Raw genomic sequence first — 14,838 nt, 5'->3', positions numbered from 1 at the left:
GGCTCGCCTGCGAGGTGCAACATGAGCTACCAGATCGCACTGAATTTCGAAGACGGGGTTACCCGCTTCATCGAGGCTACCGGCCATGAAACCGTGGCTGACGCTGCCTACCGCCAGGGCATCAACATCCCGCTGGACTGCCGCGACGGCGCCTGCGGTACGTGCAAGTGCAAGGCCGAATCCGGCCGCTATGACCTGGGCGACAACTTCATCGAAGATGCCCTGAACGAAGACGAAATTGCCGAAGGCTACGTACTGACCTGCCAGATGCGGGCTGAAAGCGACTGCGTCATCCGCATCCCTGCTTCGTCGCAGCTGTGCAAGACCGAACAGGCCAGCTTCGAGGCCGCCATCAGCGATGTGCGCCAACTGTCGGCCAGCACCATTGCCCTGTCGATCAAGGGTGAAGCGTTAAGCCGCCTGGCCTTCCTGCCGGGGCAGTACGTCAACCTCAAGGTGCCGGGCAGCGAGCAGAGCCGCGCCTATTCGTTCAGTTCGTTGCAGAAGGGCGGCGAAGTCAGCTTCCTGATCCGCAACGTACCGGGTGGGTTGATGAGCAGCTTCCTGACCAACCTGGCCAAAGCCGGCGACAGCATGAGCCTGGCAGGGCCGCTGGGCAGCTTCTACCTGCGGCCGATCCAGCGCCCGCTGTTGCTTTTGGCCGGCGGTACCGGCCTGGCGCCGTTCACCGCGATGCTGGAGAAAATCGCCGAGCAGGGCAGTGAGCACCCGCTGCACCTGATCTATGGCGTGACCAACGACTTCGACCTGGTCGAGCTAGACCGCCTGCAAGCGCTGGCGGCGCGCATCCCCAACTTTACCTACAGCGCTTGTGTGGCCAACCCGGACAGCCAGTACCCACAAAAGGGCTACGTGACCCAGCACATCGAGCCACGCCACCTCAACGACGGCGATGTGGACCTGTACCTGTGCGGGCCACCGCCGATGGTCGAGGCGGTCAGCCTGTACGTGCGCGAGCAGGGTATTACCCCGGCCAACTTCTACTACGAGAAGTTTGCGGCGGCGGCCTGACAGATCGCCGGGGCCGCTTCGCGGCCCTTTCGCGGCACAAGGCCGCTCCTACAGGGAAACGCGATCCATGTGGGAGCGGCCTTGCGTCGCGATGGAGGGCGCAGCCCTCCCAATTGCCATTAACCGGGTCATGCAGGAAAAACATATGAACAACAGATTCCAAGGCAAGGTTGCCCTGGTCACCGGCGCCGCTCAAGGCATCGGCCGGGGCGTGTGCTGGCGGCTGAAGGCCGAAGGCGCGCAAGTGGTGGCGGTAGACCGTTCCGAACTGGTCCACGAGCTGGCCGGCGAAGGCATGCTCACCCTCACCGCCGACCTGGAGCAACACACCGATTGCGCCCGGGTCATGGCCAGTGCGGTGGAAACCTTCGGCCGCCTCGACATCTTGGTGAACAACGTCGGCGGCACCATCTGGGCCAAGCCTTTCGAGCACTACGAAGTCGAGCAGATCGAGGCCGAAGTGCGCCGTTCGCTGTTCCCCACCCTGTGGTGCTGCCATGCCGCGCTGCCGTACATGCTTGAGCGCGGCAGCGGCGCCATCGTCAACGTTTCTTCCATCGCCACCCGTGGCGTCAACCGGGTGCCTTATGGCGCAGCCAAGGGCGGCGTCAACGCGCTTACCGCCTGCCTGGCCTTCGAAACTGCAGGGCGCGGCATCCGCGTCAACGCCACTGCGCCCGGCGGCACCGAAGCGCCACCCCGGCGCGTGCCACGCAACAGCGCCGAGCAAAGCGAACAGGAAAAACACTGGTACCAGCAGATCGTCGACCAGACCCTCGACAGCAGCCTGATGCACCGCTACGGCAGCATCGACGAGCAGGTGGGGGCGATCCTGTTCCTCGCTTCCGACGAGGCCTCTTACATCACCGGCGTGACCCTGCCGGTAGGTGGCGGCGACCTCGGCTGAGCAACACCCCAAGGCAAGAGCTTTCCATCACAACAAAAACAAGAGCGACAGATGCCATGCGAACCCTTGACGTACACCCGATCATCGATAACGCGCGCTTTACCCCGTTTCACTGGATGGTCATGGCCTGGTGCGGCCTGTTGTTGATCTTCGACGGCTATGACCTGTTCATCTACGGCGTGGTACTGCCGGTCATCATGAAAGAGTGGGGCCTGACCCCGTTGCAGGCCGGCGCGCTGGGCAGTTACGCGCTGTTCGGCATGATGTTCGGCGCCCTGGCATTCGGCAGCCTGGCCGACCGCATCGGGCGCAAGAAGGGCATTGCCATCTGTTTCGCCTTGTTCTCGGTGGCGACCATCTTCAATGGGTTTGCCAGCAGCCCGAGCGAGTTTGGCATCTACCGCTTCATCGCTGGCCTGGGCTGTGGTGGCCTGATGCCCAACGCCGTGGCACTGATGAACGAGTACGCCCCCAAGCGCTTGCGCAGCACGCTGGTGGCGATCATGTTCAGCGGTTATTCGGTGGGCGGCATGCTTTCGGCGGGCGTTGGCATCTTCATGCTGCCGCGCTTCGGTTGGGAGTCGATGTTCTTCGCCGCTGCTGTACCACTGCTGCTGTTGCCGGTGATCCTCTACTACCTGCCAGAGTCCATTGGTTTTCTGGTGCGCAAGGGGCGTACCGAGGAAGCGCGGGCGTTGCTCAAACGACTCGACCCGCACTGCGACGTGCAGGCCGATGACGTGCTGCAGGCGGCTGACCGTAAAGCAGGTGGCGGGGCGTCAGTGCTGGAGCTGTTCCGCAACGGCCTCGCCATCCGCACCCTGGCACTTTGGCTGGCGTTCTTCTGCTGCCTGCTGATGGTTTATGCACTCAGCTCCTGGCTGCCAAAACTGATGGCCAACGCTGGCTACAGCCTGGGTTCCAGCCTGTCGTTCCTGCTGGCGTTGAACTTCGGCGGCATGGCTGGGGCCATCCTCGGCGGCTGGCTGGGTGATCGCTACAACCTGGTCAAGGTAAAGGTGGCGTTCTTCATTGCCGCCGCGCTGTCGATCAGCTTGCTGGGCGTCAATAGCCCGATGCCGGTGCTGTACCTGCTGATCTTCATTGCCGGCGCCACCACCATTGGTACGCAGATCCTGCTGTATGCCGGCGCCGCGCAAATGTATGGGCTGTCGGTGCGTTCCACGGGGCTTGGCTGGGCCTCGGGTATCGGCCGCAACGGCGCCATCGTCGGCCCCTTGCTGGGCGGCGCACTGATGGGCATCAACCTGCCCCTGCAACTCAACTTCATCGCCTTCGCCATCCCAGGCGCGATTGCCGCCCTGGCCATGGCCGTGCACCTGGCCAGCGGCCGTCGGCAAGCCCCGGCCATCGCGGCGCAGGCATGACCCGAAAAGAACAAGAGCCAGCCACAAAGACCGGCCACTGCCTTGCGGGATGCGCCATGAAAACCCTGATCAAGGACAGCTCACTGTCCGCCATTGTCGCGGGCTGCATCGCCACGATGATCTCCTACGCCGGCCCGCTGGTGATCATTTTCCACGCTGCCGAAGCGGCCGGGCTGTCGCACCAGCAGTTGTCATCCTGGGTCTGGGCCGTGTCCATGGGCAGTGCCGTGCTTGGTGCGCTGCTCAGTTTGCGCTACCGCGTGCCGGTAGTGATCGCCTGGTCGATCCCAGGCTCCGCGCTGCTGGTCACTGCCTTGCCGCAACTCGGCCTGGAACAGGCCGTAGGTGCCTATCTGGTGGCCAACCTGGTCCTGCTGCTGATCGGCATCAGCGGGGCCTTCGACCGCATCATCGCGCGCTTGCCGGGGTCCATCGCCGCTGGCATGCAGGCTGGCATCCTGTTCGGTTTTGGTATCGAAGTGTTCCGCGCCTTGCCAGTGCAGCCGTTGCTGGTACTGGCGATGTTCGTCACCTACGTGCTGATGCGCCGGGTTCAGCCCCGTTACGCAGTGGCTGCGGTGCTGTGCGTGGGCGCCCTGGTGACCGTGGCCAGCGGTGCGTTCCGTAGCGAGGCGCTGGTGCTGGAACTGGCTTCACCGCAGTGGATCACCCCTCAGTTCAGCCTGCCAGCGGTATTCAGCCTGGCGCTGCCGATGGTGCTGGTGGCGCTGACCGGGCAGTTCATGCCGGGCATGGCGGTGCTGCGCAATGCGGGTTACGCCACACCGGCCAGCCCGTTGATCAGCGCCAGTGCCCTGGCCGGTGCCGTCCTGGCGCCATTCGGCTGCCACGGGCTGAACCTGGCGGCGGTTACCGCCAGCCTGTGCACGGGCCATGAGGCCCACGAAAACCCACGACGGCGCTATGTGGCGGCAGTGGCTGGCAGCACGCTGTACCTGTTGCTGGGCATAGCCGGTGCCACGTTGATGTCGCTGTTCGCAGCCTTTCCCGCCGCACTGATCGCGGCCCTGGCCGGGCTGGCCCTGTACGGCGCCATCAGCGAGGCGCTGGCCCGCAGCCTGGCAGAACCGGCCGAGCGCGATGCAGGCCTGTTCACCTTCCTGGTCACCGCTTCGGGGGTGGCCTTCCTTGGCCTGTCGGCAGCGTTCTGGGGGCTGCTGTTCGGCCTGCTGGCCCATGCACTGCTCAGGCTGCGCCAGCCGCGTGCCGGGGAGGTGCTGCGCCGCACCCCATGAACCGCCGTGTTCCCAACGCTTTATCCATAAAAACAAGATCAAGAGAGCTTCGGAATGAACAACACCCCTTGCGTAGCCCTGGGCCTGACTTTGCTCAGCCAACCATTACTGGCCGCCGAAGGCGGTTTCTTCGAGGATTCGAAGGCCACCCTGAGCGCCCGCAACTATTACTTCAGCCGCGATTTCTCCGACATTGTCGGGGCCAACAAGCAGTCCAAGGCCGAGGAGTGGGCGCAGGGCTTCATCCTCGACTTCAAGTCCGGTTACACGCCCGGTACGGTGGGCTTTGGCGTGGACGCCCTGGGCCTGCTGGGCATCAAGCTCGACAGCAGCCCCGACCGCACCAACACCGGCCTGCTGCCGGTGCATGGCGACGGCCGTGCTGCCGACGAGTACAGCCGCCTTGCGCCCACCTTCAAGGCCCGCCTGTCGAAGACCGAACTGCGCGTCGGTGAACTGCAACCGAACCTGCCAGTGCTGACCTTCAGCGACATCCGCCTGCTGCCGCCGACCTACCAGGGCGCCAGCGTGAGCTCGTCTGAAATTGACGGGCTGACCGTGCAGGCCGGGCATCTGAAAAGCACCCACCTGCGCAACGAAGGCGGCGACGGCAAGATGAACGCAATGCTCGGCCATGTGCCGATGCGCCAGGCCGAGAGCGATGCCTTCAACTACGTGGGCGGGGACTATGCGTTCAATGCCAACCAGAGCAGCGTCAGCCTGTGGTACGGGCAACTGGAGGATATCTACGAACAGGGCTTTGTCGGCCTCAAGCACAGCAAGCCTGTGGGGGACTGGGTGCTCAGTGCCAATCTGGGCTACTTCACCGCGCGTGAGGATGGCGAGGCGTTGCTGGGCAACATCGACAACCAGGCGTTCTTCTCGATGTTCACCGCCCGGCATGGCGGGCACAGCTTCCATGCTGGCTACCAGGGCATCTATGGCGACAGCCCGTTCCCACGGGTGTTCGCCAATATTTCGCCGCTGGGTAACGAGGTGCCGACCTATGAATTCGCTTACACCGACGAACGCTCGTACCAGGTGCGCTACGACTACAACTTCGCCGCCATGGGCGTGCCAGGCCTGGTGGCGACCGTGCGCTACATCACCGGCAACAATGTCGATACCGGGCTGGGCTATGAAGGCCGTGATCGCGAGCGCGACCTGGACATCGGTTATGCGGTACAGAGCGGGCTACTGAAAGGGCTGGGGATTCGGGTGAGAAACGCCATGGCACGTTCCAATTACCGCAGCGATATCGACGAGAACCGGCTGACCCTGGTGTACACCTGGCAGTTGTTCTGAAAGGTATACACAAAATCACGAGCATTTCGCCGCTCCTACACGGGAATTGCGTATCGGCACAGGTTGAGGGTAGCTTTCAGGAACCACCTTTCAGGGATGCTACCCGTGGACTCCATTACCCAGGCCGTACTCGGCGCTGCCCTGCAAGGCACCGTACTTGGCCGCATCCAGGGCCGCCGCTCGCTGTTGTATGGCGCCGCCCTGGGCACGCTGCCCGACCTTGATGTGATCATCCGCTATGCGGACCCTGTGTCGCAGATGACCTACCATCGCGGCTTCTCGCACTCGCTGTTCGTGCTCACCGGGCTGGCTTTGCTGCTGGCCTGGGGGGTCAATAAATGCTGGCCCGGCAAAGGCTACACCTTGCCCAGGCTGTTCCTTGCCTTCTGGCTGGTACTCATCACCCACCCGTTGCTGGATGCCTTTACGGTGTATGGCACGCAACTGTTCTGGCCACTGCAACCCACCCCCCAAAGCTGGGCCGCAGTGTTCATTATTGATCCGGTCTATACCTTGCCACTGCTGGCGGCAGTCATCTACACAAGCATCAAGGGCGTTACCGGCCGGGCTACACGCCTGTTGACCCTTGCACTGGTGTTCAGTACCGCTTACCTGGGTTTCGGCCTTGCCGGGCGCATGGCAGCCGAGCAACGCTTCCAGGCGGCACTAGACCAGCAAGGCAACGTCGTGAGCGAGGTTCGCGCCGTGCCGATCGCATTCAACAGCCTGGTCTGGCGGGTAATGGCCAAGACCCAATATGGCGACTACTACGAAGGCATCAGCAGCGGGTTCGACCGGCAGGCGCCGGAAATGCAACGCTTGCCGCGTAACCTGGAACTGGCAAACGCGCTGGCAGGCGACCCTTTGCACCAGCGGTTGCGCTGGTTCACCGGCGACTGGCTGCGGTATGACCAGATAGGCGATGCGCTGGTGGTTACCGACTTGCGCATGGGCATCCCGGGCAACTACACCTTCCGTTTCAACATGGCGCACCGCGACACCCAGGGCCACTGGATTGCCGATGTGCCTTCGGTGTGGGACGGCGCCGGGCCCGGGTCAATGTTCAACGGCAATGACCTGGTGCTGATCTGGCGTCGTATCGTCGACCAGCAGCCACCTTTGCCCCTGGCTGCCTGGACCGACCGGTACCTGGGGGCAGGTGCGGTCGAGCGCGGGCACTGAGGCATGCGTTCGGCCGGGCTGGACCTGGTCAAATGGACAGCGATGCTGACCATGGTTGCCGACCACCTGCGCTTCATATGGCCTGAGGCCGATGGTTTGTTCGTGCTCGGCCGGCTGGCGTTTCCGCTGTTTTGCCTGGCCATTGCGGTGAATGTGGGGCGCGCCAGGGCAGAGCTGTTCCATACCCGCGCCAATCTGCGCTATCTGTCGCTGATGCTGCTGTTCGCGGTGCTCTCGGAGCCTGCCTATCGTTGGCTGGACAGTGGTTCGCAGACGTTCAGTGTAATGCCGACACTGGTACTGGGATTGCTGGTTGCCTGGGGTGTGCACCACCCATTGCGGTCGGCGCGCGTGCTTGGCCTTGCAGGCCTGCTGGCGGGGTGGTTGTTCAGTGATCAATTGATGTACGGGCTGGCGGGGGTGTTGCTACCTGGCGCCTGGCTGGTGGCTCGCAGGCAGGGCGGATTGGCCTGGTTGCTACCCTGCCTGATGGCCATTGGTGGCAACCTGACCAACAACTGGCTGCGCGAGCACTTTCTGGCCCCCATTACCCTACTGACGCTGGTTGCAGCTGCGCTGGCAGTCCCTGTCGGGTGGCTGTTGTTGCGTCATGATGCTTGGCGGGTACCTGCGGTAGGGCGGTGGGGATACCTGTTCTATCCCGTGCATCTGCTTGTGATCAAAGGCTTGTCGTGAGGCTTGCCGTTCCCGGCGCTTGCAATTCACAGATCCAGACCCATCTAAACCGGCCGCATCACACTTAGGAACCGTCCATGGAACCCAACCGCTTCGGCGATATCGCCGCCTTCGTCAGCGCCGCCAAGGCCGGCAGCTTCACTGCCGCCGCCGCAAGCCTGGGCCTGACCCGGTCGGCGGTGGGCAAGAGCGTTGCTCGGCTGGAGGCCCGCATGGCGGTGCGTTTGCTCAATCGCACCACGCGCAAGCTGAGCCTGACCGATGAAGGCCTCGTGGCATTCGAACGCTGGCGACAGATACTGGATGACCTGGACGAGGTGGAAAGCGCCATGGCCCAGCGCCGCGGCCAGCCCACCGGTACCTTGCGCCTGACTGCGCCGCTGTCGCTCGGCCAGCGCCATGTGCTGCCGGTGCTGGACCAGTACCTCAAACAGTGGCCGGAACTGCGCGCAGACATCCGCTTCACAGACCGCTTTGTCGACCTGGTCGAGGAGGGCGTAGACGTTGCGGTGCGTATTGGCGCACCCAAGGAAGACTCGCAGCTGTTGACCCGCACGGTGGCTTGGCAGCAGTTTGTCACCTGCGCTTCGCCCGCGTACCTCGAAGCGCGAGGTATTCCCTTGGTGCCTTCAGACCTTTATGGCCACGACAAGATCGCCTTCCTCGCGGGCGAAAAAGCCATGCCTTGGCGCTTTGACACTGAAGCAGGCCTGCACTTGTGCGAAGACCCTGGCCGGTTGAACATCGACAGCTCAGAGGCGATGCTCGACGGCGCCCGGGCCGGCTTCGGGCTGATTCACCTGCCCACCTACATCACCGGTGACGACCTGCGCGCTGGCGCCCTGGTGGAAGTACTGCACGCCTACCGGCCACCGGCGGACCCGATTCGCATCGTGTACCCGAGCAAGCGCCACCTGTCCCCTCGGGTACGCGGTTTCATCGACTTGTTGGTCGCCAGCTGGGAATCGGGCGGGCCTTGGGAGCACTGATTGGGGATTATCAGGCCCCCATGCCGAGCCTGTATCTGGGTTTATCGCTGGCATCGGCGAATTTTTTGTGTACTGGTAAAAGTGTGAGTGGCTAGTTGGCTTCATATCGCCCAAGATGGAGTGTGAAGATGCCAGTCGATCGACTGGCGGCTCAGCTACCCACGTAAACGCACCAGCCAGCATTAGAGGATTTAGAGTATGTCCAACAGACAATCAGGAACGGTCAAGTGGTTCAACGATGAGAAGGGGTTCGGTTTCATCACTCCCGAAGGCGGTGGCGACGACCTTTTCGTCCACTTCAAAGCCATTGAATCGGACGGCTTCAAGTCGCTGAAAGAAGGCCAGAGAGTGTCTTTCGTTGCCGAAAAGGGCCAGAAGGGCATGCAGGCTGCGCAAGTGCGCGCCGAGTAAGATGCCTGAGTGACTGGTACGCTAAGGCGTGCCCGGCCACTGGAAAACGGAGCCCTTGGAGGGCTCCGTTTTTTGTCTTTCAGATCCAGGGGCAGGATGGCCGTCTGTATCCGGTGAATACCCTGATTATCGGTGAGCCCAAGCTTCACCAGCGCCCATGGCCTGGTGCAGAAACGGATAATCTGTATAGCCTTCGGGCCCATTGGCGTAGTCGAACTGTGCCCGATGTTCGTTCAGAGGCGCCTGCACCCGCAGCCGCTGTACCAGGTCCGGGTTGGCAATGTAGCTGCGCCCGAACGCTACGGCATCGATCAAACCGCGCCCAATCAAGTCTTCGCCTTTCTCGGCGGTGTAGGCACCCGCAGCAATGATAACCCCCGGATAGGCATCGCGGATCGCCTGGCGGAACTCGTCACGCAGCGGCTTGCCGCCGGCCCAGTCCGGCTCGGACAGGTGCAGGTAGGCGAGGTTGCGCTTGGCCAGTTCGCGGATCAGGTATAGCCCTGCGGCCTCCTGGTCTTCGCCATTGTCCACGCCATTGAACCCGCCCAGCGGGAACACGCGGATACCCACGCGCTCGGCACTCCAGTTGGCAATTGCCGCGTCCACTGCTTCAAGCACGATGCGCGCCCGGTTTTCGACGCTACCGCCGTAGCGGTCCTCGCGCTGGTTGGCGCTCGGGGTAAGGAACTGGTGCAGCAAATACCCGTGGGCAGCGTGCAGTTCGATGAAGTCGAAGCCGGCTTCTCGGGCGTTCACTGCTGCCTGGCCGAAGTCGGCGACGATGCCTGCAATTTCGTTCTCGTTCAGGGCGCGCGGTGCGGAGGTTTCTACACGTACCAGGTTGCCTTGCTCGTCACGCAGGGTGGTACGTGCGCCGGCCGGCAGCGCCGAGGGCGCCACAGGCGCTTCGCCGCCGGGTTGCAGCGAGGTGTGCGACACTCGGCCGGTGTGCCACACCTGCACGGCGCTGTGGCCACCTTCGGCATGAATGCCTTCGTTGATGTGCCTCCAGGCGGCAATCTGCTCGGCGCTATGAATACCGGGCGAGCCGGAATAGCCCTTGGCCTGGAAGGAGATCTGGGTGGCTTCGGTGATGATCAGCCCGGCGCTGGCACGCTGGCGGTAATACTCGGCCATCATGGGGGTTGGCACATCGCCCGGCTCGAGGCTGCGCAGGCGGGTGAGGGGGGCCATGAACACCCGATTGGCCAAGGTGAGCGGGCCGATTTGCAGGGGTTGGAAGAGTTTCATTGCAGCTCCAGAGGTGAAAACCAATGGTGCGCACGATACCGAGATGATTGGGGAAAGGGGGGACCGGAAGCCCGGCGCAGGGCTCCCCAATGGCGTTGTCAGTACCGGCCCTGTAGGAGCAGCCTTGTGCTGCGAAGAGGCCGGTAAGGCTAAAGATTGTCTTCAGCTGCAATGGCCTCTTCGCAGCACAAGGCTGCTCCTACAGGGCTTGTGGTCGCCTTGAAACCATCGCAGGTTTACCCGCGAAAAGGCCGGTACGGGATATTCAGCTACGGGCCAACCGCCCGCTCACATAGTGGGCCACATCATTGAACCCCGGCGTGGACGCATGCCCCGGCGTCACCAGCGAATCGATGAACGCTTCATCCTCCGCCGTGATCTTCACCGCCAATGCACCACCATAGGTATCCCACTGTTCCTCGGTACGCGGCCCGACAATCGCCGAACTCACCCACTGGTTGTTCAACACCCAGGCAATGGCAAACTCGACAATGCCTATACCCTTTGCCTCTACATAAGCCTGGATCTGCCGGGCGATGGCCAACGACTCCTGGCGCCACTCCACCTCCATGATGCGCTTGTCCTGGCGCCCGGCGCGGCTGCCGGCATCGGGCACGGCACCCGGCGCATACTTGCCACTGAGTACGCCCCGGGCCAATGGGCTGAATGGCACCACGCCCAGACCGTGTGCGGCGGCTGCAGCGAGCTGCTCCGGTTCGGCCTGGCGGTTGACGATGTTGTACAGCGGCTGACTGACCACCGGCTTGGGCACACCCAGTCGCTCGGCAACGTGGCAGACCTCGGCAATGCGCCAGCCACGGAAGTTGGACACGCCCCAGTAGCGGATCTTGCCCTGGCGCAGCAGGTCGCCAATGGCCTGTACGGTCTCTTCCAGCGGCACCTTGTGGTCTTCGCGGTGCAGGTAGTAGATATCCAGATAGTCCATGCCCATGCGCGTCAGGGTGGCTTCCAGCGCGTTGAAGATGTGCTTGCGTGACAGCCCGCTGCGGTTCGGCAGGCCGTCGGCCAGGCCGAAGCCGACCTTGCTGGCAACGATCCAGTCCTGGCGATGGCGCGCCACTGCTTCTCCGACGATTTCTTCCGAGCGCCCGGCGTTGTACACGTCGGCGGTGTCGATGAAGTTGATGCCCTGGTCCCAGGCCTTGTCGATGATGCGCAGGGCGTCCTCGGTGCTGGTCTGCTCGCCGAACATCATGCTGCCCAGGGTAAGGGCGGAAACCTGCAGGCCACTGTGGCCGAGGGGGCGGTAGATCATGCGCGTTGGTCCTTTTGCAGTCGGCTGATCCACCTGTTTTACACACAACCGGGGCGCTTTTAAAGGCGGCTGTCAGCCAAGCAGCGCGATCGCCTCCTGCAGGTTCAATGGGCGTTTCAGGCGCTGCGACAGCGCCGCCATGGCATCGGAGTAACCTTTGGCGATGACGGCCTCGACCTGTTCACCCACACACTGAAAGGCAATGAAATCGCCTTTTTCCGGCTCACCGACAAATTCGATCCGGTTCCACTCCCGTGCGTGGCCGAGCACTTCATAGGTGCGGCCGTGCTGGTAGGTCCAGAAGAATGGCACATCGGCGTAGCGGCGCTGCTCGCCGAGCATGTTGGCGGCGGCGATCACCCCGTGTTGCTGGGCCAGGCGCCAGTGCTCGATGCGTACAGGGCGACCCGAGAGCGGGAACGTGGCGATGTCACCTGCAGCCCACAAACCGTCAGCGGCGCGCATTTCTGCATCGACCCGCAGCGACTTGTCCTCGTTCAACTGCACGCCCTGCAGGAAAGCGGTGGCCGGTATCACGCCGGTGCCAAGCAATACCAGTGGCGTCTCCAGGCGTTCACCGTTGGCCAGCAGCACCGCTTCGACCTTGTCCCGGCCTTCAAACCGCTGGACTTGCGTAGGGCCATGGAAGGTAACCCCTTTACGCTCATGCAGTTCGCGGATACTGCGCCCGATGCGATCACCTAACTGCTTGGCAAGCGGGACTTCATGGCGAGTCACCACGTGCACCTGAACGCCGTACCTGCGCAGGGCCGAGGCCGCCTCCAGGCCGATGAAGCCGTCACCTACGATCACCGCCGGCTGGCCGGGTTCGGCTGCGTCGAGCAGCTGTGCGGCATCCTCCCGCGAGCGCAAGGTGAACACGCCGGGCAAGTCGGCGCCGGGGATATCAGGGCGTAGTGCCTTGCCGCCGCTGGCCAGCAGGCAGGCGTCGTAACCGATCTGCTGGCCATCGACCAGCGTAATTTGGCGTTTCTGGCTGTTCAAGGTGCGCACCTTGCCGTGCTTGCGCTCCAACTGGCCCTTGCGCAGGGCGTCGGCTTCGAGCAACGCCGGTACTTCATCGGGCGTCATCTGCCCTGCAATCACGAATTTGCTCAGCGCGGTGCGGTCGTAGGCCGGCTGGCGCTCCTGTTCGATCCACACCAGCCGGCCAGCGAAGCCATGGGCCAGCAAGGTGGCTACCGCGGCGCTGCCGGCCGCACCAGCGCCGACCACAACGAAGCAGCGGGCATCGCTGTGCGTGGGTGGTTCGATGGCGGGCAGCGGTTGGTCGTCGACCCAGATTTCATCGTCCTTCACCCAGGCCTTGTAGCGGCGCAGGTCAGCCAGCGCAGGGGGTTCGCAGACCACACCGTCATCGACGGCGAATGCAGCCTTGTGCCAAGGGCAAACCAGCAGGCCGCCGCAGACCAGGCCTTCATCCAGTGGGGCACCTGCGTGGGGGCAGTTGCCCTGGTAGGCATGCACCTGTTCGCCCTGGCGAATGAGGATGAGCTCTTCATTGCCGGCCTGGACGCGCAAGGGGCGGTGTTCGTCGAGCTGGGCCAGACGGGCCACGGCGTGCTGGGTCATGGGGTTCTCCAAAGGGGCCTTTGGAACCATTTGACGCCTGGGGTAGGGAGGGGATGCGTTGAACCGACGATCGGTGGAGGAGGGAAATGTAGGGTGGCCTGGCGGGCCTCTTCGCGGGTGAAACCGCTCCCACAGGATCACCACAGCCTCGAAGGCTGTGGCATGCCTGTGGGAGCGGGTTTACCCGCAAACAGGCTCAACTGGCGCGTGCAGAACTCAGCGCACCCGACCGCGTGACACGCAGGGCGACCAGGCTACCCAGCACGATCAACGCCGCCAGCGAATACAGCGCGGCATCGGTGGAACCGGTCTGGTCCTTGATGAACCCCACCAGGTACGGGCTGAGGAAACCGGCCATCTGGCCCACGGAGTTGATGATCGCCAGCCCGGCAACTGCTGTACCGGCGCTGAGCAGGGCGGTTGGCATCGGCCAGAACATCGGCAGCCCGGTCAGCGCGCCCATGGTGGCGATCGACAGGCCCAGAATGGCAATGGCTGGGTTGCCGGCGAAGTTCACCGCAATCAGCAGGCCAACGGCGCCCATCAGCATCGGCACCACAAGGTGCCAGCGGCGCTCGTTGCGCAGGTCTGCCGAGCGGCCGCAAAGGATCATGAACACACCGGCCAGCAGGTACGGGATGGCGCTGAGCCAGCCGATCAGCAGTGGATTGTCGAAGCCCATGTTCTTGATGATCGACGGCAACCAGAAGTTGATCGCGTACACGCCACTCTGGATGCAGAAGTAGATGAAGCCAAAGGTCCAGATAAGCGGGTTGGTCAACACGGCGAGCACGCCATCGCCCGTGGTTTTCGGCTTGCCCGCAGCGTCGGCTTCGAGGTCGTTGGCGATCAGCTGGCGCTCGGCCGGGCTCAGCCAGGCGGCTTTCTGGTAACCGTCGCTGAGCAGGAACACCGCCAGCACACCCAAGGCAACGGTGGGCAGGCCCTGGATCAGGAACATCCATTGCCAGCCGGCCAGGCCGTGCTGGCCGGCGGCAAAGTGCTGGAGGATCCAGCCGGAGAACGGCCCGCCGAGCAGGCCCGACACCGGGATTGCCGACATGAACAGGGCCATGATGCGGCCGCGACGGGCGGCCGGGAACCAGCGCGAAAGGTACAGCACCACGCCCGGGAAGAAGCCGGCTTCGGCAGCGCCGGTAAGCAGCCGCAGGGCGTAGAACTCGGTGGGGGTTGTGACGAACAGCAGGCAGGTGGACAGGCTGCCCCAGGCAATCATCATCAGCGCAATCCAGCGCCGCGGGCCGAAGCGGTTGAGTGCCAGGTTGCTCGGCAGGCCGCAGAGCACGTAACCGATGAAGAAGATGCCGGCGCCAAGGCCGTACACCGTTTCGCTGAATTTCAGGGCGTCGAGCATTTGCAGCTTTGCAAAGCCGACGTTGACGCGGTCCAGGTAGTTGAACAGGTAGCAGATGAAAATGAACGGAATCAGCCGCAGGGTGATGCGCCGGTACAGCGCGTTGCGGGTGGTGTCCGAGCCTTGGTCAGGGGCGGGGCTGTGTGCCATGATCGGGTTCTCTTTTGTTATGGT

General features: G+C 63.4%; 13 protein-coding genes. 9 read left to right on the top strand and 4 right to left on the bottom strand.

The features are described from left to right. The first annotated feature begins 21 nt into the window (after positions 1 to 21). From benC to SB756_RS20875, 9 genes are all read left to right on the top strand, one after another. Complete coding sequence (gene benC, locus SB756_RS20915) at positions 22 to 1,032, top strand: benzoate 1,2-dioxygenase electron transfer component BenC (RefSeq protein WP_410911696.1); 1,011 nt, start codon at positions 22 to 24, stop codon at positions 1,030 to 1,032. A gap of 145 nt (positions 1,033 to 1,177) precedes the next feature. Next, positions 1,178 to 1,939: a 1,6-dihydroxycyclohexa-2,4-diene-1-carboxylate dehydrogenase gene (locus SB756_RS20910; protein WP_028613974.1), complete on the top strand. Its 762-nt coding sequence runs from the start codon at positions 1,178 to 1,180 to the stop codon at positions 1,937 to 1,939. Positions 1,940 to 1,995: 56 nt separating this feature from the next. Next, entirely contained in the window at positions 1,996 to 3,327 is a 1,332-nt protein-coding gene (locus tag SB756_RS20905) for an MFS transporter (protein ID WP_410911694.1), read from the top strand. Positions 3,328 to 3,383: 56 nt separating this feature from the next. Further along, positions 3,384 to 4,583 carry a benzoate/H(+) symporter BenE family transporter gene (locus SB756_RS20900; RefSeq protein WP_341795513.1) on the top strand — a complete coding sequence of 400 codons (1,200 nt, stop codon included), beginning with the start codon at positions 3,384 to 3,386 and terminating at the stop codon, positions 4,581 to 4,583. A 54-nt stretch (positions 4,584 to 4,637) separates the two neighbouring features. Further along, complete coding sequence (locus SB756_RS20895) at positions 4,638 to 5,888, top strand: OprD family porin (protein WP_410911692.1); 1,251 nt, start codon at positions 4,638 to 4,640, stop codon at positions 5,886 to 5,888. 105 nt (positions 5,889 to 5,993) lie between these two features. After that, complete coding sequence (locus SB756_RS20890; protein ID WP_410911690.1) at positions 5,994 to 7,070, top strand: metal-dependent hydrolase; 1,077 nt, start codon at positions 5,994 to 5,996, stop codon at positions 7,068 to 7,070. Between the two features lie 3 nt (positions 7,071 to 7,073). Beyond that, complete coding sequence (locus tag SB756_RS20885; protein WP_410911688.1) at positions 7,074 to 7,766, top strand: TraX family protein; 693 nt, start codon at positions 7,074 to 7,076, stop codon at positions 7,764 to 7,766. 77 nt (positions 7,767 to 7,843) lie between these two features. Continuing rightward, positions 7,844 to 8,755 carry a LysR substrate-binding domain-containing protein gene (locus SB756_RS20880; RefSeq protein WP_410911686.1) on the top strand — a complete coding sequence of 304 codons (912 nt, stop codon included), beginning with the start codon at positions 7,844 to 7,846 and terminating at the stop codon, positions 8,753 to 8,755. A gap of 198 nt (positions 8,756 to 8,953) precedes the next feature. Further along, positions 8,954 to 9,166, top strand: coding sequence for a cold-shock protein (locus tag SB756_RS20875; protein WP_410911684.1), 213 nt, complete (start codon positions 8,954 to 8,956; stop codon positions 9,164 to 9,166). A gap of 126 nt (positions 9,167 to 9,292) precedes the next feature. Here SB756_RS20875 and SB756_RS20870 read toward each other — a convergent pair whose 3' ends face one another. The 4 genes from SB756_RS20870 to SB756_RS20855 all read right to left on the bottom strand — a co-directional run bounded on the left by SB756_RS20870 (position 9,293) and on the right by SB756_RS20855 (position 14,814). After that, positions 9,293 to 10,420, bottom strand: a complete 1,128-nt coding sequence (locus SB756_RS20870) for an alkene reductase (protein ID WP_410911682.1) — start codon at positions 10,418 to 10,420, stop codon at positions 9,293 to 9,295. Between the two features lie 265 nt (positions 10,421 to 10,685). Beyond that, positions 10,686 to 11,696 carry an aldo/keto reductase gene (locus SB756_RS20865; RefSeq protein WP_341795519.1) on the bottom strand — a complete coding sequence of 337 codons (1,011 nt, stop codon included), beginning with the start codon at positions 11,694 to 11,696 and terminating at the stop codon, positions 10,686 to 10,688. Between the two features lie 72 nt (positions 11,697 to 11,768). Continuing rightward, the gene (locus SB756_RS20860) at positions 11,769 to 13,289 is read right to left on the bottom strand and encodes an FAD-dependent oxidoreductase (protein WP_410911680.1); all 1,521 of its coding nucleotides are present in this window, start codon (positions 13,287 to 13,289) and stop codon (positions 11,769 to 11,771) included. A gap of 196 nt (positions 13,290 to 13,485) precedes the next feature. Further along, positions 13,486 to 14,814, bottom strand: a complete 1,329-nt coding sequence (locus SB756_RS20855) for an MFS transporter (protein ID WP_063424194.1) — start codon at positions 14,812 to 14,814, stop codon at positions 13,486 to 13,488. Between the last annotated feature and the right edge of the window lie 24 nt (positions 14,815 to 14,838).

The organism is Pseudomonas sp. SIMBA_068 (assembly GCF_046534705.1).
Lineage (GTDB): Bacteria > Pseudomonadota > Gammaproteobacteria > Pseudomonadales > Pseudomonadaceae > Aquipseudomonas > Aquipseudomonas putida.
This window is presented reverse-complemented; position numbering and strand designations above follow the sequence as displayed.